The 24,001-nt window shown below is 69.3% G+C and carries 24 protein-coding genes; 13 read left to right on the forward strand and 11 right to left on the reverse strand.

Annotated elements, in window-relative coordinates; genetic code table 11:
* Nucleotides 1–5: 5 nt before the first annotated feature.
* Nucleotides 6–1,418, reverse strand: coding sequence for a Fic family protein (locus JIG36_RS34220; RefSeq protein WP_203380554.1), 1,413 nt, complete (start codon nt 1,416–1,418; stop codon nt 6–8).
* A 60-nt stretch (nt 1,419–1,478) separates the two neighbouring features.
* Here JIG36_RS34220 and JIG36_RS34225 point away from each other — a divergent pair, with 60 nt between their 5' ends.
* The gene (locus tag JIG36_RS34225; RefSeq protein WP_236048710.1) at nt 1,479–1,841 is read left to right on the forward strand and encodes an ankyrin repeat domain-containing protein; all 363 of its coding nucleotides are present in this window, start codon (nt 1,479–1,481) and stop codon (nt 1,839–1,841) included.
* A 1,131-nt stretch (nt 1,842–2,972) separates the two neighbouring features.
* Nucleotides 2,973–3,941 carry a hypothetical protein gene (locus JIG36_RS34230; RefSeq protein WP_203380555.1) on the forward strand — a complete coding sequence of 323 codons (969 nt, stop codon included), beginning with the start codon at nt 2,973–2,975 and terminating at the stop codon, nt 3,939–3,941.
* Nucleotides 3,942–4,156: 215 nt separating this feature from the next.
* On the opposite strand, the gene JIG36_RS34235 is transcribed toward JIG36_RS34230, so the two are convergent.
* The 4 genes from JIG36_RS34235 to JIG36_RS54355 all read right to left on the reverse strand — a co-directional run bounded on the left by JIG36_RS34235 (nt 4,157) and on the right by JIG36_RS54355 (nt 7,896).
* On the reverse strand, nt 4,157–4,699 hold the full coding sequence (locus tag JIG36_RS34235) for a hypothetical protein (RefSeq protein WP_203380556.1): 543 nt from the start codon (nt 4,697–4,699) through the stop codon (nt 4,157–4,159).
* A gap of 405 nt (nt 4,700–5,104) precedes the next feature.
* Complete coding sequence (locus tag JIG36_RS34240; RefSeq protein ID WP_236048711.1) at nt 5,105–5,851, reverse strand: hypothetical protein; 747 nt, start codon at nt 5,849–5,851, stop codon at nt 5,105–5,107.
* A 96-nt stretch (nt 5,852–5,947) separates the two neighbouring features.
* Nucleotides 5,948–6,361, reverse strand: coding sequence for a hypothetical protein (locus JIG36_RS34245; protein WP_203380558.1), 414 nt, complete (start codon nt 6,359–6,361; stop codon nt 5,948–5,950).
* Between the two features lie 44 nt (nt 6,362–6,405).
* Nucleotides 6,406–7,896, reverse strand: coding sequence for a GGDEF domain-containing protein (locus JIG36_RS54355; RefSeq protein WP_203380559.1), 1,491 nt, complete (start codon nt 7,894–7,896; stop codon nt 6,406–6,408).
* A 132-nt stretch (nt 7,897–8,028) separates the two neighbouring features.
* On the opposite strand from JIG36_RS54355, the gene JIG36_RS34255 reads away from it, so the two are divergent.
* On the forward strand, nt 8,029–8,961 hold the full coding sequence (locus JIG36_RS34255; RefSeq protein WP_203380560.1) for a hypothetical protein: 933 nt from the start codon (nt 8,029–8,031) through the stop codon (nt 8,959–8,961).
* A 104-nt stretch (nt 8,962–9,065) separates the two neighbouring features.
* Here the strand turns inward: JIG36_RS34255 and JIG36_RS34260 are convergent, their stop codons facing one another.
* The gene (locus JIG36_RS34260; RefSeq protein WP_203380561.1) at nt 9,066–9,269 is read right to left on the reverse strand and encodes a cold-shock protein; all 204 of its coding nucleotides are present in this window, start codon (nt 9,267–9,269) and stop codon (nt 9,066–9,068) included.
* Nucleotides 9,270–9,474: 205 nt separating this feature from the next.
* On the opposite strand from JIG36_RS34260, the gene JIG36_RS34265 reads away from it, so the two are divergent.
* Complete coding sequence (locus tag JIG36_RS34265) at nt 9,475–10,497, forward strand: SMP-30/gluconolactonase/LRE family protein (protein ID WP_203380562.1); 1,023 nt, start codon at nt 9,475–9,477, stop codon at nt 10,495–10,497.
* A 57-nt stretch (nt 10,498–10,554) separates the two neighbouring features.
* Here the strand turns inward: JIG36_RS34265 and JIG36_RS34270 are convergent, their stop codons facing one another.
* Nucleotides 10,555–13,167, reverse strand: coding sequence for a glycosyl hydrolase (locus tag JIG36_RS34270; RefSeq protein ID WP_203380563.1), 2,613 nt, complete (start codon nt 13,165–13,167; stop codon nt 10,555–10,557).
* Between the two features lie 198 nt (nt 13,168–13,365).
* Here JIG36_RS34270 and JIG36_RS34275 point away from each other — a divergent pair, with 198 nt between their 5' ends.
* The 5 genes from JIG36_RS34275 to JIG36_RS34295 all read left to right on the forward strand — a co-directional run bounded on the left by JIG36_RS34275 (nt 13,366) and on the right by JIG36_RS34295 (nt 16,823).
* Nucleotides 13,366–13,875, forward strand: coding sequence for a SigE family RNA polymerase sigma factor (locus JIG36_RS34275; protein WP_203380564.1), 510 nt, complete (start codon nt 13,366–13,368; stop codon nt 13,873–13,875).
* A complete protein-coding gene (locus tag JIG36_RS34280) occupies nt 13,868–14,440 on the forward strand; it encodes a hypothetical protein (protein WP_203380565.1) in 573 nt (190 codons plus the stop codon). The genes JIG36_RS34275 and JIG36_RS34280 overlap by 8 nt, the downstream gene beginning before the upstream one ends.
* Nucleotides 14,440–15,549, forward strand: a complete 1,110-nt coding sequence (locus JIG36_RS34285) for an acyltransferase family protein (RefSeq protein WP_203380566.1) — start codon at nt 14,440–14,442, stop codon at nt 15,547–15,549. The genes JIG36_RS34280 and JIG36_RS34285 overlap by 1 nt, the downstream gene beginning before the upstream one ends.
* A 66-nt stretch (nt 15,550–15,615) precedes the next feature.
* Entirely contained in the window at nt 15,616–16,023 is a 408-nt protein-coding gene (locus JIG36_RS34290) for an MmcQ/YjbR family DNA-binding protein (protein WP_203380567.1), read from the forward strand.
* Nucleotides 16,024–16,145: 122 nt separating this feature from the next.
* Nucleotides 16,146–16,823 carry a siderophore-interacting protein gene (locus JIG36_RS34295; RefSeq protein ID WP_203380568.1) on the forward strand — a complete coding sequence of 226 codons (678 nt, stop codon included), beginning with the start codon at nt 16,146–16,148 and terminating at the stop codon, nt 16,821–16,823.
* A 54-nt stretch (nt 16,824–16,877) separates the two neighbouring features.
* On the opposite strand, the gene JIG36_RS34300 is transcribed toward JIG36_RS34295, so the two are convergent.
* The 4 genes from JIG36_RS34300 to JIG36_RS34315 form a co-directional block, all read right to left on the reverse strand.
* A complete protein-coding gene (locus tag JIG36_RS34300; protein ID WP_203380569.1) occupies nt 16,878–17,747 on the reverse strand; it encodes a hypothetical protein in 870 nt (289 codons plus the stop codon).
* Entirely contained in the window at nt 17,744–18,292 is a 549-nt protein-coding gene (locus JIG36_RS34305) for an RNA polymerase sigma factor (protein ID WP_203380570.1), read from the reverse strand. The genes JIG36_RS34300 and JIG36_RS34305 overlap by 4 nt, the downstream gene beginning before the upstream one ends.
* Nucleotides 18,289–18,552: a hypothetical protein gene (locus JIG36_RS34310; protein WP_236048712.1), complete on the reverse strand. Its 264-nt coding sequence runs from the start codon at nt 18,550–18,552 to the stop codon at nt 18,289–18,291. The genes JIG36_RS34305 and JIG36_RS34310 overlap by 4 nt, the downstream gene beginning before the upstream one ends.
* 138 nt (nt 18,553–18,690) lie before the next feature.
* Entirely contained in the window at nt 18,691–20,226 is a 1,536-nt protein-coding gene (locus tag JIG36_RS34315) for a caspase family protein (protein WP_203380572.1), read from the reverse strand.
* Between the two features lie 129 nt (nt 20,227–20,355).
* Between JIG36_RS34315 and JIG36_RS34320 the strand changes: the two genes are divergently transcribed.
* The 4 genes from JIG36_RS34320 to JIG36_RS34335 all read left to right on the forward strand — a co-directional run bounded on the left by JIG36_RS34320 (nt 20,356) and on the right by JIG36_RS34335 (nt 23,997).
* Nucleotides 20,356–21,282: an SDR family NAD(P)-dependent oxidoreductase gene (locus JIG36_RS34320; RefSeq protein WP_203380573.1), complete on the forward strand. Its 927-nt coding sequence runs from the start codon at nt 20,356–20,358 to the stop codon at nt 21,280–21,282.
* A complete protein-coding gene (locus tag JIG36_RS34325) occupies nt 21,279–21,854 on the forward strand; it encodes a TetR/AcrR family transcriptional regulator (protein WP_203380574.1) in 576 nt (191 codons plus the stop codon). The genes JIG36_RS34320 and JIG36_RS34325 overlap by 4 nt, the downstream gene beginning before the upstream one ends.
* Nucleotides 21,855–22,098: 244 nt before the next feature.
* On the forward strand, nt 22,099–22,683 hold the full coding sequence (locus JIG36_RS34330) for a TetR/AcrR family transcriptional regulator (protein WP_307873025.1): 585 nt from the start codon (nt 22,099–22,101) through the stop codon (nt 22,681–22,683).
* 429 nt (nt 22,684–23,112) lie between these two features.
* On the forward strand, nt 23,113–23,997 hold the full coding sequence (locus tag JIG36_RS34335) for an SDR family oxidoreductase (protein WP_203380575.1): 885 nt from the start codon (nt 23,113–23,115) through the stop codon (nt 23,995–23,997).
* The last annotated feature ends 4 nt before the right edge of the window (nt 23,998–24,001 follow it).

Below are 24,001 nucleotides of genomic sequence, written 5' to 3' on the forward strand. Positions count from 1 at the left end.
CGGTGTCATTTTCCCTGTTCAGCGGCTGTCTGCTGGATCAGCACGGCGATGAGCCGGGCCAGCCCTTCGGCGCCGTGGGAGTCGGCGGCGGGCCAGCGGGTCATCAGCAGCGCCGCCGCCCGGTCCAACACCACTCCCTCGCGGGCCAGCACGAAGTACACCGCGTGCGCCGCCGACCGCGCGTTGCCGTCGGCGAACGGGTGGAAATGCAGCACGTCGAGATACACGCGCGCGGCCCGCGACGGCAGCGGCACGGCCGGGTCGGTGGCCTCGGCGAGGCAGGCCTCGAACAGCTCCGGCAGCTCGTCGCGGTACGCGTACCGTTCCCGGCCGTCCCGGGCATAGGCGGGCGTGGTGCGGAACGGCGCGGTGGTAACGGCAAGAACCTTCCGTTGCCACATCTCCAGCCGCGCGAACGTGAGCGGGCCGCCCTCGGCGACGTCCGCCCGCACCAGGTCCAAGGCGTTGTACCGGTGGTTCGAAAGGATTCTGGCGATGCCGTCGCGGGCGGTGCGCGCCGGTCCGGTGACGTGCTCGGTGGCGTGCTCCCATCGGGTCGCCGACCGGACCCGCAGCCAGGTTGCGAGGGCGTCCGGGACCGGCGGCGGGAGGATCCGCGGGGCCCGTTCGGCGGCCGGCAGTTCGGTGCTGCGCCGGCTCGGCCAGTCCTGCGGCCAGGTGTCGGGCCACGCGTCGTCCGGTGGCGGCGTGACGCCGGTCAGCGCCGCCGCCAGGGACTCCGCGGCGTCGGCGACCTCGGCGCCCAGCGGTGAGACGTAGCTCCAGAACCGCCCGCCGACCGCCTCGTCGACGAGCGCGTCGTGGTCCTCCCCCGGCACCTCAGCCACGGTGAGGAACCACTTCAGGGCCAGGACGCAGACCGGATGCCAGAACTCGTCCTCGCCGGACCGCGCCGCCACCGTCGCGACCAGCGATGCGGTCGTGGCTTCCCAGGCCTTGGCGGCCGCGCGGGGGTCGGCGGGCAGCGGCAGATACCGTTCGAAGAGTTCGGCCAGTTCTTCGAGGAACGTCCGCCAGTCCGACAACGCCCCCGCGACGGCGTCGAGCGTCTCGTCCGGCGTCGTGATCGAATCCTGGGCGCCGCTCCAGCGCACGACCAGCGCGCCGTCCGCCGTACGCCCGGCGGTCTGGGCGGCCCAGCCGCGGGCCCAGTCGCCGTAGTGCTCGACGAGAGCGATCGTCATCGCGCGCTGCCAGTTCCAGCGCTCGTCGTGCCCGGCGTTGTCGAAGCGGTGGCGGGGGTCGTACCGGTAGGGCGCGGGCACGCCGCCGGCCGGGGCCAAAGCCCGTACGACATCGAACACGGCATCGGCATCGAACGGGTGCCGGTCGGGGTCGACGTCAGCCCACGTAAGGGTGTTGAACCGCAGCCGCGGGTCGTCAGGCTCGATCGTCATCGACGGCCATCGTGCCACGACACCCCGTTGCCGCGCCGCCCGGACGTATCCTCGTTGGTCGTGACCGTCGACCGTGATCCGTCCATTACACCGGCCCACCTCGCCGTGGAGTTCGGGGATCTGCCGCGTCTGCGACAGCTGCTCGACGAAGGCGCGGACATCGAAGACGCGAACGCGGAGGGAATGACGTTGCTCATTCACGCCGTGGACATGGAGGGCGACGGCGCGGCGCAGAGCGGGAAGCAGGCCCATGTCGACACCACCGCGTTCCTGCTGGCCCGCGGAGCCGACCCCGGCGCAACCATGCACGACGGCGCGACGGCGTTGAGCCTCGCCCGCCAATACGGCCACTGGCTGGCGGTGGAGTTGCTGCAGGCGTGGACACACACGACTCACGACCGCAGCCGGATGCCCGGACGATAGACCGCCGCACGCCTCCGGCGCCGAAGATGCTCGACGGTGGTGTCGCTACGTTTCCGTCAGGCCGGCGTCTGCGGGTCCTTCGGACGGGCCGGTGTGGGTCGGGGGTATCTCGTAGCCGAACTTGCCGGCCAGGGCATGAACGTCGAGAAGGTCTTTCGGAGCCGGGTCAGTCGCCGTCGACCCACACGGTGATCCCGTCAGCAGCGAGGCCGCCGACAATCCCGGTCACGTCCTGCACGGCCATCTTTGGCACGGTTTCACGGTACCGGCGCGCTCCGACGATTACCGCTACCGGACGCGCCGGCGGTCACCTCGTTCAGGCGCGATCGTCATCGACGACCACCGTGCCACGACACTCCGCTGTCGCGGCGCCCGCCTTGACCACACGGACGGATCTGCCGAGAACAGTGAACCTGATCAAGCCAGGAGCCGGGCGCTTCGCAAATTTCAACCCTCGCAATGACCGAACCCGGCCAGATCGACCATCTCCGGGCTTGTTCCTTAACCTGTGCGGCTGGCTGATGAGCCCCGGTGGATCATGAGATCGCCCTTGGTTGATCATCTCTTGTCGAGGGAACCGATCATGCCGTTTGGCGCCGGAGCTGTGCTAAGCCCAAGACCGCGGCATATTTTTGTGATTGCTTCTCCGCCCGGTAATGGCTCAGTTCGGGCAACATACTGCGGCGTAACTGGCCGCACCTCGAGTCGGCGGCCTGCGACCACTGCGAGGAGCGCCCTGCGGAACGGGCCGGCACACGGACGACCCCCCCTCGCTCGTTCGGAGGGTGAGTCTAGCCCACCGGCCCATCCCTGCAACGCCTTTCACGTAGTTCAGTACTCCTAACATGAATGGCACCAAAAAATATCAACAGGCGGCGATTACTGACGATTCCCACAATTATTTACTACAGGATCGCGAAGCTAAGGATTGGTCGCAGCGGCGGTTCTACGGTGACGATCCCTACGCGACTCTAGCTAGATTCGGGCCGCTACAGCACCATAGGTCCATCAGAGACACATTTGGTGCCAAGACACAACGGTGGCAGCCCGCGGCGGAAAGCAGCCCGAAGCAATGGCAGCCGCAGGCAGCCAGCGCCATCAATGTTAACGGCGACGTGGGGACACCCGCACATGCTTGACACTTTGGGTAATGTCGGACTAGCGCTGCTTAGATTCATCCTCACGACGTTGCTGCCACTCGCCTTCCTGGTCCGGGTGGGGTATAAGGGGTGGCTGGGCGGGTTCGTGGTAAAAGCACCCGCCAAACTAATCATCAGTGGACTAGCCACCGGGATCGCGTCTGTGATCGGAGCTCGCGCCGTAGCGGAGTACACCGACCGATGCAGCAGGGCGCAGTACGCGTGGCCAGTCTTCCTGGCGACATTCCTGTTCGCATTCGTCTTGTTGATGTTCTTCGCACGTCTGTGGAATTTGGAGTGGCGCTGGTCGCAGCGGTTTCACCGGCACCGCTGGCCGGTCGTGCTCCGCGGCGTTGATGGAGTCGCGGGCGTCTTTGTGGAGGTGCTGGCGGGGTTATATATCGTCGGTTTTGTGCTCGCGAGTCTGAACGCGATACCGGGCTGGCTCGACGCGCTGTACCCGGCCACAAAGGCTGTCACCGCGGCCCTGCCGGACTGGCTTAACGGCACCGCCTTGTGGAACGACGCCTTGGAGAAGATCTCCAAGGCCACAGGCTTCAACGGCGTTCCCAGCAACGCCCCGGCGGTGGTGTGCACCGATTCGGCAGGAATCAAGAACGCTGGGGATGCCGTAATTTTCAGCTATGTGGTCATTGCGACGCTGGGGCCGCTCGCTGCGCTTCTGTCCTTCGAGGCGTTTACGTACGCGGGGCAGGTAACGACGCTGTCGCCGGGCACCGGTCCGGAATGCCCTGTCTGCGGTGGCTCCGGCCGCAACCCGAGTCCGCTGCTGTTCGGTTCGCTGTGTGAGAGCTGCGGTGGTTACGGCGTGGACCCGACGTCCGGCCTCATTAGGGGTCGGGCGCTCGACATGTCAATCGGCAGGATTGTTGGCGCTGCGATCTTGCTCGGATGCGGCGGGTGTTGCTGCTTCTGTCTCGCCTGGACGATCCCTACCTGACCTCTCCGCTGATGAAGTTCATCGGTGGCGTCAGCGCCGGGCCCGAACCAGCACTGTGTGGCGCGGGCGCCTACCCGTTCGGCCCTGTGGGGCGGCGGGCGGTTGCGGGTACGTCGCCCACCGGCGTGATCAAAGAGCATGAGCCCGAGCGTCCGGCGCCGGCAACATCCGGATCTGCCGCGTTCCGCGCGTGCTGACGCCGCACGCGTCCGCGTTCAGTCGCCCAGGCCCGGAGCCGTCCCGGTGGTGACCGTCGTGCCGTCCGCGGCGTGTGCGGTCAGCTGGGCACCCTCGACCGCGGTGCCTGGCGCCCAGATCACGAACAAGTTGCCGTCGGTGGAGCCGGTGAGCGTGGCACCGGACGGCAGTGATGCCGTGATCGAGGTCGCCTTGGAGGGCAGGCGCCCGACCAGCAAGTGTGCCTTGAGTACTGCGTCCGCCCCGCCGTAGAAGGTGATCCGGTCGGGTGGCCCGACGTTCGTTCTTCCGCCGAACGTCTCTTCTACCCCGGCGGCGCCGACCCGGCAGGTGCTGATCCACTCGTCGGGTTCGGAAACGTAGACGCGGATCTGATTGTCACCGTCGTGGGCCACGAAGCGCTGCTTGAGCCGGCTAGCGGTCTCGCCGTTGAGCTCGGTGAGGCTGCGCCGGCACGCCGCGCCTGCTTGTTCGTCGGTCAGCGGCTGCGGCGTCTCGTCGGCGCTCGTCGTGGCGCTGCACCCGGCCAGGGCGGCCAGGGCGGCCAGGACAGCGGTCACCGTGTGTGCCCGTCGGCGGACCGAGCTTGACATCGTGCTCCTTCAAGCTTCGGGCAGTCGTCATCCGATCAAGATCGGCTCCGCACTATACGCCGACGGTGCCGGGCCGCCATCGGCTGATCATGGCTTGGGAAGCCGACCCGCAGTTGGCTGATGTCGCCCCCTTGTCCGCGCATACGCGGCTCGGCGCCCCCAGTGCTACGTACCGCCGCCGCCGAGTGGTCGGCATCCGGATCCGCCGCATACAACGCGCGGTCTCGGCTCGGCTCCACCCTTGGCCGGCCCGTTCGCCAACACTCGGCTTGGCGGCTTGCGGTGATGCAGCGGGGCGTGCCGCAGCGACGCCGACCAGCGATGGGGGTCAAACGGCGGGCTGAGCCGTGACCAGTCAGTGTTGACCCGCGGTCAGAGGCGCTCGGCGAGGCGGGTCAGGGACGTTCGGGTGCTTTCGATCATGGCGTTGCCGAGCGCTTCCAAGTCGTCGCACGGACGCGACGGTATGTCGGCGTCGGTGCCGAGGCTGGCGGTGAGCCTCAGGTTCGAGTCGAGCACGTCGAGGTGCACGGAGCAGACCGCCGTGCCGTCGACGTTCCTTGCCTGCGAGTCGAGGCGCGCGGCTCGTCCCAGATTCGGGACATCGCGCGGGCTCCCCTCGGTTTTGTTGTATCGCCACCCGATCCACGCAGCGGCCGCGTTCGCGCCGTACGCGAGTTGCACGTTGCCGTAGCCGGCCCAGAGGCCGTTCTTGTTCTCGACGACGTAGGCGCAGGCACCGGCGTTCACCGACGGCCGCGGTCGCAGCGAGGGATCGCCGAGGCGAGCGGCGACGGCCGAGATGTCGAGACGGGAACAGACGTCACCGGTCTCGCGGTAGCGTTCGTCGTTCGATGCATAGACGACCACGCCACCCGCGGCGACGAGCGCGAGGATCATCACGGAGGAAAGGGACGCGCCGATCCAAGCGGGCGCGAGGCTGGGCCGGGACGGCGGCGGGTCCCAAAGCTCAGTCGAGGTATCGATCACCGCGAAACGGTATGCCATCAGCCGGCATCGGGTGGCATGGCCCTTGGTCTTGTCGTCCAGATCGCTGGGCTGCTCTGGATGCGCCGTCGAACCAACCGGAAAGCCGGCGTGGGCAGAAACGGCGGTCATCGCCTGTGAGCGCTGAAGTTGGCGAACGGGCGTGAGCGGCCGGTAGGCACTCGCCGCGCCGCTCAAGGCGACGCGCCCAGGGAGGATGACCCTGGTTCAACAGTCGTCGAACTGCTTGATGGTCGCCGTCCGCGAATCGCGGGAGCGGGGCATCGTCGTGACCATGATCTTCGTGTTGTAGTACGCACCCGTCTTGGGGCTGAACAACATCTTGTAGGGCACGCAGGTCAGGAACGAGACCTTCGTCTTGCCGTCCACGTCGACATCGTGAGTACGAGAACCCTTCCAGGTCTTGCCGATGTAGAGGTCCACCGCCAGGAAAGAAGCGATGTGCTTCTTGCGCAGCTTGACCGTCGTCCGGATCGCCGCGTCGTCCCCGCACCGGGAGTTGGCGTCCTCCACCTGGGCCGCGGTCATTCCGACCAGGATGGAGTGGCCGGCTGCCTGGGCCGGTGCGGCCATCATGCTCGCGGCGACGAGCGGGGCGAGGAAAAGAGCGGCCTTCTTCATCACGACATCCCTGGGTTGGCGTTGCGCGGGTGATCGACGAGTGCTCAATCGACTGCCACGGGCTCGTTGTTGAGGATTTCCGTGGCCGGCTGGGCGGTGACCACCCGGTTGCGGCCGGCGTGTTTGGCTGCGTACAGGGCCTCGTCGGCGCGGCGGATCAGGGTTGCCTCGTCGGGGGCGGTGGTGGGCATGGTGGCGGCGCCGATCGAGACCGTTACCCGGTGGGTGCGGCCGTCGCCGACCGGCATCAGATCGCGGGCCATCCGCTCGCGGATGCGTTCGGCGATCTCGGCGGCTCGGGCCTCGTCGGCTCGAGGTAGCAGGACCGCGAACTCCTCGCCGCCGTAACGGGCGACCAGGTCGTCGCCGCGTACGGAGTCGGCGAGGCGGCGGGCCACCTCGGTCAGGACGCGGTCGCCGCCGTCGTGGCCGAAAGTGTCGTTGACGCTCTTGAAGTGGTCGACGTCGAGCAGCAGCAAGCTCAAGCGGCCGCGGCGGGTGGTCTCGGAGCGCAGCGCCTGGACGAAGAAGCGGCGGCTGCGCAGGCCGGTCAGCTCGTCGGTGATCGCGGTGTGCCGTTGCGCGCCGACCAGGCCGGCCATGCGGCCCAGCACCAGCAGGATGAGCACGATGCAGGCGGTCGCGCCGACCACGACGTGCGGCGCGTCGCCGCGCAGGTACTGCACGATCATGCTGCCGGGGGCCATGACGGCGGCGCCGGCCAGCAGCAGCAGGCGGGCCGGAGTGGCGTCGGGGGTGGCGGTCGGGGAACGTTCGGCCATCTTCGGCAGGTCGGGGTGCAGCACCGCGGCCGCGAACAGGAAGCAGCCGACCATCCAGATGGCGTCCAGGTAGTTGCCGGTGCGGTAGGAGCCGGCCAGGGTCTGCACGCTGTACGTGCTGTCGGCGTAGAGCAGCGCGCCCAGGTAGACGCCGATCAGCTTGAGCGGCAGCGTGCGGGGGCCGGCGCCGAGCATGAGCCGGGCGCCGACCGTGATGAGCATGAGGTCGCCGACCGGGTAGGCGACGGCCACCATCGAGGCCAGGTCGCCGGTGGTGACGCGGGTGGTCGGGGCGATCACGAACTCGTAGGTCAGGTAGCCGGCGCTGACCGTGACGATGGCCGCGTCGATCACGCTGGCGGCGTCCCAGCCGGGAGTGCGGCGGCGGATGACGACCAGGAAAGCGCCCGCTACGAAGGGGAACAGGGCCAGGTAGAACAGGTCGGCGACGCTCGGGAACGGGGGTTCGCCGTCGCGCAGGGCCAGCGTGTAGAAGATCAGGTCGCCCACGACCGAGGACAGGCCGCCCGCGGCGAGCAGATAGAGCATCGGCCGCAGCGCCGGGTGGCGGCGGGCGGCGACCAGTGAGCAGAGACCCAGCAGGCCGTTGGCGCTGCCGTAGACGACCACGGCCGCGGCCGCCCACTCGCTGCCCAGTTGCAGCAGGCCGTAGTAGAGCAGAACGGCGACCGGCGCGGCGGCCAGGCACAGCTGCCAGGCGGCGGAGCGGTGCCGGGCGAGGGCGATGGTCACTCGACCAGCTTCGGGGCGCCTGGTTGCGTACGGGAAAGCCTTGGGGTTGCCCCTCGGTTGCCGCGAAGCCGGTCGGAAACCGGGTTGATCCGCCCCCGTACGCTGAATCAGCCTTTATCGAAACGGGGATCAATGCGTACTCTTCTCGCCGGTGTCGCCACCGTCGCGCTTCTCGGTGGCTGTGCCGCCCAGCAGTTCCAGGCGCTCGAGCCGAAGCTGGAGCTGCGCAACGCGGCTCAGCAGCTGGCCGACGCCCAGCAGGCCGGCTTCACCCTCAAGCTGACCGGCAACCCGGACGATCTGGTCGCCGCGGCCGGCAAGGACGCCGACGCCGCCGTGGTCAAGCAGATGTTCAACTCGTCCATCACCATGTCGTACGACAAGGGTGGCGCCGGCACCGAGGACGACAAGTCCAGCCTGGCCGCCACCATCGACGGGGTGAGCGGCACCGAGGTCCGGTTCGTCGGCGGCCTGGTCTATGTCAAGGCGCCGGTCACCGAGCTCGCGGCCAAGTTCGGCGCCACGCCGGCCGAGGTCAAGGAGCTCAGCGGCGGCGGCAGCGACTACGACGCCTTCTTCAACGGCAAGTGGGTCTCGCTCGACCCGTCCGCCCTCACCGAAACGCCGGCCAAGGGCACCACGGCCGAGCAGGAGAAGGCCCTGGCCGAGTTCACGACCAGCGCTACCAACCTGCTCGAGGGCGCCCAGGTCGTGCGGGACAGCAACGACGACAAGCACCTCGTCGTCACCTCGTCCACCACGAAGGCGTACGAGGAGGCCAAGCGGTTCGTCGCGGCGGTCCAGCCGTCGATGGCGTCGGAGTTTCCGAAGAAGGCCCCGGCCGACAAGCCGGTCGTGCTCGACCTGTGGATCGACAACGGCAAGCTGACCGCGGCCGAGATGAACGTGCTGCAGTTCGTCGACGGCGCGACCGGCCGCGTGGCCGCCCGCCTCGAGGTGAGCGACCCGGCCCCGATCGACGCCCCGGCCGACGCCACCAAGATCGACCTGTCCACCCTGCCGTACTTCGGCGCCGGCCTGGACGACCTGGGATCGATCGACTGATCTGCCGCCGGCGGCGGTGCGATGACGAGGCGGCCGGTCACCCCTGGAAGATCACGCGATCGCGTATCCGCGGCCAGGGGTGACCGGCCGCCGTCACACCCGTATCAGAGCGGGCGGATGTTGGCCGCCTGGAGGCCCTTCGCGCCCTGCTCGACGTCGAACTCCACGCGCTGGTTCTCCTCGAGGCTGCGGTAGCCCGAGGTCGCGATGGCGGAGAAGTGGGCGAACACGTCGGCGCCACCACCGTCCTGCGTGATGAAGCCGAAGCCCTTGTCGCCGTTGAACCACTTCACGGTGCCAGTAGCCATGTGCTACTTCCTCTCAAACTGGGAAGGACATGTCGCGGCCGTGATCGCCCCGTGAAAGCAAAAAAGACGCCGAGCGGGCTCAAAGACCCGTCAGGCGTCGAGAGAACACGTCCAAAAGGAAATCAGAACTGCAACGGCACCAACGTAGCACGGTGAGCACGGGCTGCCACTTTCGTGGCGCGGCCGGTGCGGCGAAGATGCGAGGATGCCGATCCCCCGTCCGCCCGCGCCGTGGCTCATCCGGCCGGCGAAGCTACCCGCGACCACTCCCCCGCCGCTGGACGGCGTGTGGGCGCCCGACGACACGCGGCTCGACGAGGTCGAGAAGCTGGAACTGCCGGACGGGCACGGGCCGGAAGACGTCGTGGTCGGGCCGGAAGGTCACATCTACACGGGAACCGAGCAGGGCCACATCTGGCGCTGGCGGCCCGACGCACACGCCGGTGACGTGCCGGAACTGGTGGCCGACACCGGTGGGCGGCCGCTCGGCATCGAGGTCGATCCGCGGGACGGCAGCCTGATCGTCTGCGACGCCTACCGGGGGCTGCTGCGGCTGACCGACGACGGCACGATCACCGACCTCGCGCACCGGGTCGGCGGCGAGCGGATCCTGTTGTGCAACAACGCCGCCGTGGCCCGGGACGGCACGGTCTACTTCACCGACAGCTCCACCCGGTTCCCGGTTTCGCACTGGCGGCGCGACCTGCTCGAACATCGGCCCAACGGGCGCGTGCTGGCCTACGAGCCGGGCTCCGGCCGTACGGACGTAGTGGCCGAAGGCTTCTATTTCCCCAACGGGATCGCGCTGACGCCGTCGGAGGACGCGCTGCTGCTGTGCGAGACCGTGTCACACACCCTGGTCCGGCTCGCCCTGCCGAGCGGCGCGAAGACGGTGCTGGACGACCTGCCCGCCTATCCGGACAACATGTCGTCGGCGGGTGACGGCACCTACTGGATCGCGCTGGCCAGCCCGCGGGTGGCGCTCGCCGAGAAGCTGCTGCCACATCCGATGCTGCGCCGGATCGCGGCCGTGCTGCCGGTCCGCCTGCAGCCGCAACCGCTGCCGCACACGATCGCCGCCGAGGTGGACGGCGACGGGACCGTGCTGCGTGCGCTGCACGGTCCCGCCGGGCGTTACGTGATGGCCACCGGTGTGCGGCGGCACGGCGACACCCTGTGGCTCGGCAGTCTCACCGAAAAGGCGATCGCCCGCGTCGAGCTGAGCTGAGCAAGTGAGAAAGGGTCCCGCTGGGGCGGTGAATGCCCACCGCCCCAGCGGGACGGCTCAGAGCCGCTGCCAGAGCGCCGGAACGTTCGGCGGCTCCCAGCCCACCAGCGAGGTGTGGGCCTGGATGCAGCGGTACCGCACGCCGCTGTAGGTGACGACGGCACCGATGGCGTACGAGGTGTTGGCCGCCCAAGCCGTGCCGGTCGGCGGCGTGGTCGTGGGCGGGGTCGTCGGAGGAGTCGTGGGCGGAGTGGTCGGAGGAGTAGTAGGCGGAGTAGTGGGAGGCGTCGTCGGCGGAGTGGTCGGAGAAACACCGCCGCCGGTCGCGTTACCGCCGGACCAGTTCACCGCGCCGCTCGCCACGGTCTTGCCGGCCGGGACGGCGAGCGTCCGCCCGTCGGTGAACGTCACGGTCAGCGCGCTGTTCGTGATGTTCGAGGCCACGTACGTCTTGGCGCCGTTCTTGCTGAACACCTTCGCCAACGGGTGGTTGGCCGCGACCGACGCGTCCACCTGGCCGAGGGCCTGCAGGTTGCGGATCCAGTGGAACGTGTGGGCCTTGCTGTCGCCCTCCTCGGACGTGTAGTTGCCGGCCGCCCGCCACTTGGCCATCGCCGCGTCGGGGTCACCCAGGGCGAGGTACTGCCACAGCATGTCCCGCCACACGGTCGGCTCGCCGCCCTTGTTGCGGACCATTTCCGCGTACGTGTTCCGGACCGCCGCCGGGTATTCGCCGAGATAGAGCTGGCCGCCCGTGATCGGGAGCATGTTGATACCGACGATCATCTCGTGCTCGCCGGAGAACCAGGTCGCGTACGCCCCGCCCGACCCCCACACGATGGCCGAGTAGTTGTGGCCCCAGTTGGCCGGGAAGTTCTCGTTGCGGACGTCGAACCAGTACTCGTTGATCGCCGCCGCCTGCGTGGTGTGGATCCAGATGCCGGCGTTGCGGATGGCCGTGTTGCCGGTGGCCTGACCCCACTGGATGAGCGCGTTGGCGAAGTTCTGGCCCTCGGACGAGGACTCCTGGTTGTTGCCCGCACCGAACGCGCCGTGCCCGGAGGCCCAGTCGTGACCCGCGTAGATGTCGAAGTCCCGCAGGTACGGGAACCGGGTGTCGTTGCGGTCGTAGTTGTTGGCGTCGCGGATCAGCAGGTCGACCATGCCGCCGTACCGGGAGGTCGAGGCCCACGCCGGGTCGAACTTGGCCAGGGTGGCCGCGGCCGCGATGAAGTAGCCGTAGTGGAAGTGGTGGTCGTTCAGGTCCTCGTCGGAGGCGTACGAAGCGGGGTAGCCGATCAGCGTGCCCCAGTTCTTGTCGTAGTAGAAGACCCGCTCGTTCTTGCCCGCCGACGCCGTGAACCAGTCGGTCAGACGCGTGCGGATGACGTTCAGAGCCGAGTCCCGTACGGACGTGATGTTCAGCTGGTCGGCGATCTCGGCGATCCGAGCCGCCCGGCCCAGGCCCTTACCGGTCCAGTAGGTGTCGTTGCCCTTGAAGTCGGCCGGGTTGTTCAGCTCGTTGGTGAGCAGCGTGGTGATCTGGGTCAGGTCGGCGCCGCTGGAGTCGCCGACGGCCGGCAGCTCGGGCAGCACACCCGAATACTTCATCGACGTCTGGAACTGCGTCCCGAGCACGATCTTCATGGCGCCGCGCGGCGAGACGTACGTACGGGAAAGCGGGGTTGATCCGGACAGGTAGCGCCATTGGTGCGGGTAGAGCGCGATGACCGTGCCGTTGCCGCCGCTGCCGCCGAGGTTCTGCGTGGTGAAGGCGTACGTGGTCGAGACCGTGCCGTTGGCCTGGTTGTAGCTGTACGTCATGCGGGTGCCGGTGACGTGGTTGTGCGCGTAGGTGCCGTACTGGTCGGCCAGCGCGATCTTGTCGGCCGTGCTCGCACTGGAGACGGTCGGCAGCACCGCGACCGAGAAGTAACCCTGGCCGTTCAGCGTCGAGCGCAGGTTGTTGCCCGACTGCGTCCAGGTCGACCCCGGGGCGCCGTACGCCACGTAGTCGTGCCCGCCGATCGAGAAGCCGATCCGTCCGTTGCCGTTCTGCCAGATCGTGGGCGGCCCGACGATGCTCAGCTGGGCGTCACCGCCGGTGATGCGGTAGTACGACAGCGGCAGACCGTGCCCGATCGTGGCCTTCATGGTGCGGGCGCCGTCGGTCCAGCTGGGCGTGACGGTCCAGTCGCTCCAGCCGTCGACGAGCGCGCGGGGTGCGTTCAGCCCGGCCACGCCGACGACGATGTGCTGCGCGTACGGGTAGTGGTACTCCCCCACGCCGGTGCCGCTGCCGCTGATGGCCGCGTCGGTCTGGTAGGACAGGCCCAGACCGTTCGCGGTGGGCCGGTAGGACGCCGGGCCCGCGAACAGCGGCTGCGAGAAGTTGCAGTCGTCGCCCTTCTTGAACAGCAGCGAGGACCACCAGTCGTTGGTGGGCACCGCGCCGCCCGGGGCGTTCGAGGTGACGTACTGGCGGGGGTTGGTCGACATGGCGCCACAACCGGTGGGCAGTTTGGCGCCGGCCGGAAGGGTCTCGGTGTAGCTGCCGGCGCCGACCGTGGCCGCCTCGGCAGTGCTGGTCAACGTCACGGCAAGTACTCCGGCTCCGGCCGCGAGCGCGGCCGCGGCCAAGGAGGAGACGAGTTTTCGTCGGGATTTCATCAGGGACGGACTCCGAGTCTGGGGGAACGGGGAGAGCGCTCTCACGGTACTGGGCTTTGACGAACGTGAATACACGGTGTTCGGGAAGCATCCGGCGGTAGACGGGCAAAAATCAGGTGCAACCTTGATCGCCGGTGACGCGTGTAGTCGCCGTGACGATCACGACGCAGGACCCGGACGAGGGGAGCACCGACGACGATGCCGGCCGATGATGTCTCGGCGGACTTCGACGCGGTGTACGCGGCCCAGTTCGCCGACCTGACCGTGCAGCTGTACGCGTACTTCGGCGACCGGCAGGAGGCCCAGGACGTCGTCCAGGAGGCGTTCTGCCGCGCGTTGCGCCGCTGGTCGAAGGTCTCGCGCTATGACGACCCGGTCGCCTGGGTGCGCCGGGTCGCCTGGAACCTGGCGGTCAGCCGCTGGCGGCGCTCCCGTACGGCGCTGTCGTTCCTGCGCCGCCAGCGACCGCAGGAGCCCGTGGTCGACGGCCCCACCACCGTGCGCATCGAACTGGTGCAGGCACTGGCCGCGCTGCCGCCGGTGCAGCGCCGCGCGGTGGTCCTGCACTACCTGGGCGACATGAGCGTGGCCGAGATCGCCGAACGGGAAGGCGTCGCCGTCGGCACCGTCAAGTCCTGGCTGCATCGCGGCCGCACCGGCCTCGCCGCCCAGCTGCACCAGCCCTCGGAGGAGGTCCGCCGTGCCTGACCCGCTGAACTCCCTCTTCGACGACCTGCGCCGCGACACCCTGCCCCAGGTGCGGCCGCCCGGCGCCGAGGCCGCCCGGCGCACCGTGCACCGGCGGGCCACCGTGCGGGCGGCCGCCCTCGCCGCCGTCGTGATCGCCGTCGGCGGCACCTGGATCGTCAGCCAGCGCAACCTCGACGGCACGATCACGCCCGCCGCCAGCGCGTCCGCCTCCACGTACGCCTCGGACATGCTCTGGCGCGGCCGGGCTGACAAGACCGAGATCGCCGCCGCCCTCGTGCCCGGCGCCAGCCACTCCGACGTGATGGCCGAGCACGACCAGGACGTCGGCCTGGAGGCGGACGGGGGCAACTACCGGCTGCGGGTGGGCTGCGCCGGCCCGGCGCCGCTCCCGGTGACGGTCATGGTGAACGAGACGGTCGACCAGCAGCAGACCCTGCAATGCACCGACGACGGCGTGGCCCGTGACTTCGAAATCACCGTGCCCTCGGCCGGGTCGGTCCGCGTGATCCTGAGCGGGATCGGCCAGTTCGACGCGTACGCGCTGAGACTGGAGAAGCTCTGATGGCCCGGTCCCGCCCCCGGCTGGCCGCGATCGACGGCCTGCGCCTGCTCGCCGCCCTGGCCGTGCTGTCGTACCACTACACCGTCGCGTGGCGCATCGACGGCGTCCGCCTGCCCGAGTACTTCCTGCCCACCACGGTCCACGTCACGATCTACGGCTTCCTCGGCGTCGAACTGTTCTTCCTGATCAGCGGCTTCGTCATCGGCATGAGCAGCTGGGGCCGCACGCTCGGGCAGTTCTTCGCCTCCCGGGTGAGCCGGCTGTTCCCCGCCTACTGGGCGGCCGTCGTGATCACCGGCCTGGCGGTCATGGCGTTTCCCCTGTCGGACGACCGGCCCAGCCTGCTCGACCTCGCCGTCAACCTGACGATGATGCAGCAGCCCCTCGGCCACGACCCGGTCGACGGCGTCTACTGGACCCTGTTCATCGAGCTCAAGTTCTATCTGATCATGGCGTTCGTGCTGGCCCGGGGCGGTCTGACCTATCGCCGGGCGGTGCTGCTGTGCACGGTGTGGATGACTGTCGCCGTGCTCGCGCCCACCCTCGGCAGCCCCGCCTTGAACGCGCTGACGATCAGCGACTACGCCCCCTACTTCATCGGTGGCATGGCCCTGTTCCTGATCCACAAATTCGGACCCACCCCTCTCCTGTACGGCATCACGGGGTTCGCCTGGCTGGTCTGCCTGGCCCGCGTCGACGACCGGATGCACGACGTCAACGCCGGTTTCCCGGTCCCGTCGTGGCCGGGCCTGCTGATCGTCACGCTGTCCTTCGCGGTGCTGCTGGCGGTCGCGCTGGGTCACACCGACCGTATCCAGTGGCGGTGGCTGACGATCGCGGGCGCCCTGACGTATCCGCTCTATCTGCTGCACAACGAGCTGGGCCACATCGTCATCCGGGCCGCGTACGTGCACACCGCGTTGCCGGTCTGGGTCGTGGTCGCCGCTACGACCGTGCTCATGCTGGGCCTGGCCTGCCTGGTGCACCGCTACGTCGAGCGGCCGCTGAGTCGCCGGTTGCTGCTGGCGGCCGGGCCGATGCCTTCCCCCGTACGGATCCCCGCGGCCCGCGCTCCCCGGCCGGTGGAGCTTCATGGGTCCTTGAAGTAGGCCGCCGTTCTTGTCGTCCCCCGCCGTCGGGGCCGTCTTGTCGTACCCACTCGTTAGGGTCGGCGCATGTCCCATCCAGGAGACGTGCCACCCGAGATCCTCGACCGGTTGCGCCCGATCTGCCGCCGGCTCCCCGAGGCGTACGAGGAACCGGCCTGGATCGGCCTCCGCTGGCGCATCCGCACCCGCACCGTCGCCCACGTCTACACCCCCGATCCCGTACGGTTTTCCGAATACGCCCGCCACGTCGTCAACGGCGAGCCCCCGATCGTCATGACGTTCCGCGTGCCCGCCGACGACCTGCTCGGCCTGACCGCCGCGTTCCCGTTCTTCCGGGCGCCGTGGGGCCGGAATGTGGCCGCCGCCGTGCTGGGCGACCACACCGACTGGACCGAGATCGCCGAGCTGGTGACCGACAGCTACCGCATGCAGGCCCCCAAGTTCCTGGCCGTCCAGCTCCCGGAGCCTTGTTGATTCCCTGTCCGCTCCTCCCGGAGCCTTGTTGATGCCCTGTCCCCTCCTCCCGGAGCCTTGTTGATGCCCTGTCCCCTCCTCCCGGTGCCGCGCTGATGCCTTATTCGCGGCAGACCGCCCTGATGACCAGGGTGCGTGCGGTGTCCGACGTGGCCGCACACATCCGGCAGATCGAGCTGATCGGCCCGGAACTGCGCCGTCTGCGCTGCCGGCCCGGCGCCCACCTGGTGGTCCAGGTTCCGCAGCGGCGGGTCTACTCGTTGTGGCGGCATGATCCTGGGGCGGCCTCGGTGACGCTGCGGATCGCGCTGCACGACGCCGGCGGGCCCGGGTGCACGTGGGCCCGCGAGGTGGCGGTGGGCGACCGCGTCACCGTGGAGCCCCCGCGCAGCAAAATCACGCTGGACGAGACGGCCTCCCACCACCTGTTCATCGGCGACGAGACGGGCGCGGTGCCGCTGCTGGCCATGCGGGCGGCCCTGGGTCACGAGGCTCCGACGTACGGCGTTTTCGAAACCACCGACGCCGCCAACGAGGTGCCGGATTTCGGCGCCTTCACTCCCCTGCCGTGGGTCCACCGGGGCGGCGCCTCAGCCGTGGCGTCGCGGGTGCTGCTGCGCGCCGTGCAGGAGCTGACATTGCCGGCCCGGCCGGGCGTCGCTTACGTGGCCGGCGAGAGCGACACGTGCCGGCTGGTGCAGCGTCACCTCGTGGAGCAGCGGGGCTGGCCCCGTCGCGCCGTCCTCCTCCAGCCCCAATGGGCAGCGGGTCGCCCCGGTTTCGGCGCCGGCCGCGACTGAGCCGGGCCACCTTCCAGCGTGTTGTCTTGTCGGCCTTCACGGTCATCTCCGCCGTCAGCCGTTCGCCGGGCACACCTCACGGAAGGTGATGCGCTCGCCCTTCTGAGCGTCCGGCGCCAGAACCTCCAGCTGCTGCCAGCCGTCGATCACTTCGCCCGCCTCGCCCCAGCGCTGCCAGGTCGTGGTGATGGCTTGCGTGCCGGCAGACATGAAGTCGAGGTGTTTGTCTGGCGCGATGGCCTGGTCGGACCGCAGCCACCGGTAGGTGAGCCGGCCGGGCTCGTTCAGGGAGACCGGTTGCACGAACGTCATCGTCAGGCCCTCGGCGCACGTCGCCTTCTGTGGAGCCGGGGAGACCGTCGCCGCCCCCAAGGCCACCGAGACACGAGTCAGCGCGGTGATCGGGCGCTCCGTTTCGACGTCGCGGGTGCGGGTCGAGGTGACGGCAGGTTCAGGGAATGACGACGGCGTCGGCTGTGGCGCGGAGACGGGACCGGCATCACTCCGCAACGGGCTCGACACCTCATGCTGAGGAGGCCGCGTGGTGCCGGCCACCGGCGCACGCGAAACCGGCGCCGCCTGCGGAAGGCTGCTCGCGACCGGCGGCACCGGCGGACGCCCGGCGAGGTGACTGTCGAGGACAAACGGCCGCGGAACCGCGACCACCGCCACCGTCAAAGCCACTACCCCCAGCAGGCCGACACCGCCGAGCCAGCCGGACCGGCTCCGTGACGGTCGCGGCGTTTCGCGCCCCCGCGGCCTCGGCACCGCGGGTGTCTGCGGCTCTTCCACCGGCGCGACCCGAGCCAGAACCGCCTCGTACACGGAGTCGAGCTCGGCTCGGGTGTGCGTGACCCTGGCATGGGCGCCGAGCTCACGCAGCGCGTCGTCGAGTTCGGTCAACTTCCGGTCTTCGAACGTCACGAGCTCACCTGTTCGTCGTCGTTCCACCCTCGCAGCCGGCGCGACAACCTCAGCGCCTCCCGGGCCTTTCCCAGCAGTGCAGCCGCACCTTGGCGAGTCATGTTCATCTCCCGTCCGACATCGGCGGTGTTCAGGTCCTGCGTATAGCGCAGATACAGCGCCTGCTGCTGACGAGGAGTCAGCTCACTCAGCGCCGCGCAAAGGTCAAGCCGGACGTCGGCGGAGTTGATCGAGTCCTCGTCCGCCGGCCCGTCCCCGTAGGCGCTTTCCGCGGGCGGCACTTTCCTGCTGCGACGGATCTGCATCTGCACACGCGTACGGGCCCGGTCGTAACTGATCTGGCGCAGTTCCGGCCACGGATCCTTCTGGTCGACGATCACCCGGATCCCTTTCCACACCTGCTCCCACACCTCCTGAGCAAGCTCTTCGGCCACCTCACGGTCGCCGGTCTTGAAGGCGATCCAGCGCACCATCCTGGTGTGGTAGCGGTGGATCAGCCCTTTGAGCTGACGACGCTTCTCATCGTCGCGATGGCCGGCGTTCACGATTCGCTAGCTCCGGTTGATGCGCCGACCGTGACCACCCAGCGGCAGCCCCGCCGGTCCACATGGGTGACCGTCCCGCCGGTTCCGGCGGCGGCCAGTTGCGCGGTCAAGGTGCTCATCGCTCTGACGACCGATGCGTTACGCGTCCGCCGGAAGCGGCCAAGAATGTCGGCGACAACGGACACCGCCAGCGGCGCAAACGCGACCAGTACGGGCGTCCAGTCCACGAGAATCACTGCTAACCCCTCCATCTCCGTCATAAGGGAAAGGTTGTGAGGGGGCCTTGGGCGCAACCGGTACCGCCGTCATGCATCCGATCGGGTGGCCACCGCCTGCATCACCCGATGAGAGAGATAGCGCCCGTGGGCATAACGGGGGCGAGACTCAACGGGTTGTCGCTACTTGCACTCGGCGGGCGTGTAGCCGACAAACGGGCGATGGCTGCCTTGCGGGTCCTCGGGCAGGCTCCACTTTGTTCCGGCGGCGTCGGTGACCTGGAACTTGTCGGCGATGGCCTGAGTCCGCCATGGGCCTTCGAGGGGGAACAGCGCGGTGGCCATGGACCCCGCTTGGCCGATGTCGAACTCCCACCGCTCGAACTCGCCCTGACCGCCGGGTGGTTGGCGCCGTGCGTCCTTCGCGTCCCGGCAGTTGTGCAGTGTCACCTGCCAGTCCACCGAGGCGTCGCGCAGGCCGGGCACGGTGGAGTCGACCTTGGCCACGCCCCGGCGCTTACCCTCCACCTCGTCCATGCACACGCTGAAGTAGACCGCCGGGGCGGTCACGGGATCGTGGTCGGCGGCGATGAGCGGGAGCCGGTTCTTCTCCGAGCAGTTGGCGGCGGCCGCGGGCAGCTTGTCCGGTGCGGCGCTCGCTTCGGGACTCGCGGCCGCCGAGGTCGGGCTCGAGCTGCTCGCACCACCGGGCGGCGCCGAACCGTTCGCCTCACTGTCCCCCATCCAAGGCCGCCAGATTCCGATCACCGTCGCCGTCGCCGCGAGCACGACGCCGGCCGCGACGGCAATCGTCTTCGGGCTGCGTCCTCGGCCGGGGACGGCGTCCTCGGCGGCAGGCCCACCCACCCCGGCCCCGGCGGCAGGATCGCCAGGCACGGGGATCGTGGTGCCGGCGTCGGGAGGCATGCCGGCGGTCGCGGCGGGCTCGGTCGGACCGGCGGCGGTACGGGCTATCAGCAGCTTGCCCTGCACTCCGAACTCCCACTTGCTCGGCGTCTGGTTCGGGTTGCGTTCGCGCACCCGCTCGTCGACGAAGTCGAAGAGTTCGCCCAGCGCCACGTAACCGTCCCCGTCGGCGTCGGCTGCCCCGGTCACGACGCCCTCGGTGAGCGCGCCGGTGAAGACCGACGTGCCCGGCGCGCCCGTACCGCTGAGGTCGGGACCCTCGAACGCGTACTGCAGAGCGGTCGACGCCGTGATGACCACGCGCCCACGGCCCGCCCCGGCGAAGTCGAACCGGTCCCGTACGTCCACCGCCGCGCCGCCGCGTCGCAGGAAGCCCCGCTCGAAGGCGCCGCCGAAGCAGCAGTCGAGCAGCAGGACCAGGCTCCGGGCCCGGCAGTCGGCGACCAACCCGGACAGCACCGTGGACGAGAGCGCGGTGGCCGGCAGCAGTCGCGGATCGGTGTCGGCGGCGGCCAGGTAGAGCTCGCCACTGTTGTCCTTGAGCCCGTGACAGCTGAAATGGATCAGCACGAGGTCGGCCGGTTTCCGGTCGCTCAGAAATTCGTTCACGCGGCGCGTCACCCGGCCGTGCGGAGCATTCACGACCGTGTCGACGGTGAAGGCCCCGATGGACGGGTCACCCAGGGCCGCCGCGAGCGCGCGGGCGTCCGCACCCGGCGCGCTCAGACGCTGCAGCGAGGCGTTCTCGTATTCATCACAGGCGATGACGAGCGCGAATCGACCCGGCCTCATGACCTCCATGAGAACCCGTTTCCGAGCGCCGATCGATGTCGGATTTCAGCGACGATCACCCGAGCGAGGTTGACGCTGTCAACCTGGACGCGTAGGTTGACAGCGTCAACCTGGACCGGAGGAAGCGGCATGACGACGATCTTGATTACGGGCGGGCACTCGGGCATCGGGCTGGCCGCGGTTCGGGCGCTGGCCGCCGAGAAGGTCGACCTGGTTCTGGCCGGGCGCAGCCCCGACCGGATGCGGGCGGTCGCCGACGAGCTGCGCGCTGGTCACGGGGTGAGCGCCACGACCCTGGCTGTGGACACGTCGTCGCTGGCGTCGGTGCGGTCCGCGGCCGGGCAGGTCGACCGGAAGCTGGACGCGGTTCTCCTGAACGCGGGCGGCCGGTTCGACGGGGATGTCACGTTCAGCGCGGACGGGTACGAGACGACCTTCGCGACCAACTGTCTCGGGCATTTTCTGCTGGTCGAGCTGCTGCTGCCCCGCCTGAGCGACCACGGCCGCGTGGTCTGGACCGCCAGCGGGACCCACGATCCGGACTCGATGGACGGGCGGCTGGTGGGCAAGGCCGTCGAGCCGGATGCTGTCGCCCTGTCCAGGGCCGCGACGCTGTCGGCCGGGAAGCGGTACTCCACCTCGAAACTGTGCACGGTCATGTATGCGTACGAGATGGACCGCCGTCTGCGTCGTCACGGCAGCAAGGTCTCCTCGATCGCGTACGACCCGGGGTCCGTGCCCGAGACCGGGCTTCTGCGCGGGTTGCCGGGGCCGGCCCGGAGGCTCGCGACCAGCGCCGCGATGAAGTGGGTGTCGCGGCGGATCGGCGTCACCACCTCCGACACCGCGTTCTCGGGCGCCTCCCTGGCCGCGCTGGCCGCCGGGCCCGACTACGCCGGCGTCACCGGCAAGTATTTCCAGGCCCAGGAGAACAACCTTTCGGCCGTACGGTCGGCCCGCGTCTCCTACGACGAACAGCGCGCGGCGAAGCTGTGGGACGATTCCAAGCGGCTCGTACACCTGCGACCGGACGAGGAACCCGCACAGCTTCGATGAACACCGCCGAGCGACTGATCGCCGCCGCGGCCGACCTGCTCGACGCCGGCGGGGACGCCGCCGTCACCCTGCGCGCGGTCGGGTCCGCGGTCGGCGTCTCCCACAACGCGCCCTACAAGCATTTCGCCAGTCGTGACGAGCTGCTCGCGGCCGTAGCGAACGCCGACTTCCACGCCCTGGCCGACGAATGGCGGAAGGTCCGCGCCTCGGACCGCGAACCCGAGCAACGCCTGCTCGACGCGCTCGACGTCGCGGTCCGTTTCAGCCGCGACCATCCGGCGCGCTATCGACTGCTCTTCAACCGCCCCGACATCGCCGGGCTGGGCGAGTCGCTGGCCCGGACCGCGGATGAGGCGCTGGGCGAGTTCGGCGCCATCGTCGCGGACGGTCAGGCGACCGGCCTGCTACCCGCCACGGACGGCAACGAGCTCGCCATCCTCCTGTTCGCCACCGCCCACGGCCTGATCGACGCCGAGGCCAGCGGACGCATCCTGCCCAAGACCGGCTGGCCCGAGATCGGCACCGGCCTGCAGATCCTGATCCGCCTCCTCGCCGGCGGGGCCCGCTCGTGAGATACGGCGGAAGCTCGATCGCGCAGAAGCGCCCGGACAACGGCCCGCGCACACCAGCGCCACAACGCGCGGACAACAGCGCCAACCCGAACGCGCAAAAACGCGCCGCCAACCACACACGCACACCGACGACACAACGCCCGAACAACACCGGCAACCCAAACGCGCAAGAACGCGCGGACAACCACGCACGCACACCGACGCCACAGGGCGCGGACAACGGCGGGAGCTCGATCGTGCGGGAGTGCCTGAGGAACGGCGGGGCCCGGTCGTGATCGAACGCGCACCGGGCCGGCCGCGCAGCGAGGACGCGCGCCTGGCGGTGCTGCACGCCGTCGACGATCTGCTGCTCGAGGTGGGCTACGCGGCGATGACCATGAAGGGCATTGCCGAGCGGGCGGGCGTCGGCCGTCAGACCGTCTACCGCTGGTGGCCGACCAAGGCGCACATCCTCATCGAGGCGTGCGCGGCCGACGCCCGGGGCGAACTGGCGGTCACCCCGAGCACCGAGCCGGCCCGGACGGTCACGGACTTTCTGGACGCGCTGTCTCGCTTCCTCACCGACTCCCCCGCCGGAGCCGCCTATCGGGCGCTGCTCGGGGAGGCTCAGCACGATCCCGCCGTACGGGACCTGATGGCGCAAGAGGATCTGCTGGCCGCACCGGCCCGGGTCGTTCTGGACAGCTTGCGTACGCAGCTGGCCATGGTCCCCTTGGACGACGAGATGGCCGTGGCCGAACTGTGCGGCCCGCTCGTCCTGGCCGCCCTCTCCGGCCGCCGATTGAAGACGGACGCGCTCGCCGCGCACCTCGTCCACGCCTGGGCGTGACAGGAACCGCGCACCACGCGCACGCCTCCAAGTGACAGAAGACGCGCACCACGTGCCCCCGGGCGCGACACAAACGTGCATCACGTGCACGCCTGAGCGCGACACAAACGCGCACCACATGCACGCCTGAGCGCGACACAAACACGCACCACATGCACGCCTGAGCGCGACACAAACACGCACCACGTCCACCCTGAGCGCGACACAAACACGCACCACATGCACGCCTGAGCGCGACAGACGCGCACCACATGCACGCCTAAGCGCGACACACGCGCACCACATGCACGCCTGAGCGCGACACAAACGCGCATCTTGCCAACACCCGGGCTCTACCGAAGGGGTGACATTAATAACGAGACACCGTGCACCGTTTTGGTATACAGTTTCGAGGCACGATGACTCGGAACTCATGAAGGAGGCACGCACATGCGTGTTTTTGTCACCGGAGCCACCGGCTGGATCGGCTCGGCGACCGTCGACGAACTGCTCGCCACCGGCCACGAGGTGATCGGCCTGGCCCGTTCGGACAAGTCCGCCGAAACGCTCGCGGCCAAGGGCGCCACCGCCCTGCGCGGCGACCTGGACGACCTCGGCTCGCTGCGTGCGGGCGCGAGCCGGTCCGACGCCGTCGTCCACCTGGCCAACAAGCACGACTGGGCCAATCCGGACGAGAGCGACCGCGCCGAACGCGCCGCCGTCGAGACGATGCTGGCCGCCATCGAGGGAACCCATCGCCCGTTCGTGGTCGCCAACGGCTTGTCCGGCATCACAGAGGGCCGGGCAGTGAGGGAAGACGACCCCTCCCCGGCGGTCGGCCCCGGCTCGGACCGCGGCGGCAGCGAGAACCTGGTCCTCGAAAGCAAAGTGCGCGGCATCGCCGTCCGGTTCGCGCCCAGCGTGCACGGCGCCGGCGACTGGGGCTTCGTCAACTGGCTGGCCGCCGCCGCCCGCAAGCAGGGCTTCTCGGCCTACATCGGCGACGGGACCAACCGCTGGTCGGCCGTCCACCGGTCCGACGCCGCCCGCCTCATCCGGCTCGGCCTCGAGAAAGCGCCCGCCGGCACCCGCATGCACGCCGTGGCCGAGGAGTCCGTGGCCACCCGGGAGATCGCCGAGGCGCTGGGCACCTTCCTCGGCCTGCCGGTGCGCGCGGTCGGTGCCGACGAGGCGGACGAGCACTTCGGCGTCGTCGGCGGGTTCTTCGGCCAGGACCTGATCGGCTCCTCGGCCCGTACGCGGGAACTGCTGCAGTGGACCCCGACCGGCCCGACGCTGGTCGAGGACATCCTGTCGGGCGCCTATCGGGTATAACAAG

The organism is Paractinoplanes ovalisporus (assembly GCF_016834655.1).
GTDB lineage: Bacteria > Actinomycetota > Actinomycetes > Mycobacteriales > Micromonosporaceae > Actinoplanes > Actinoplanes ovalisporus.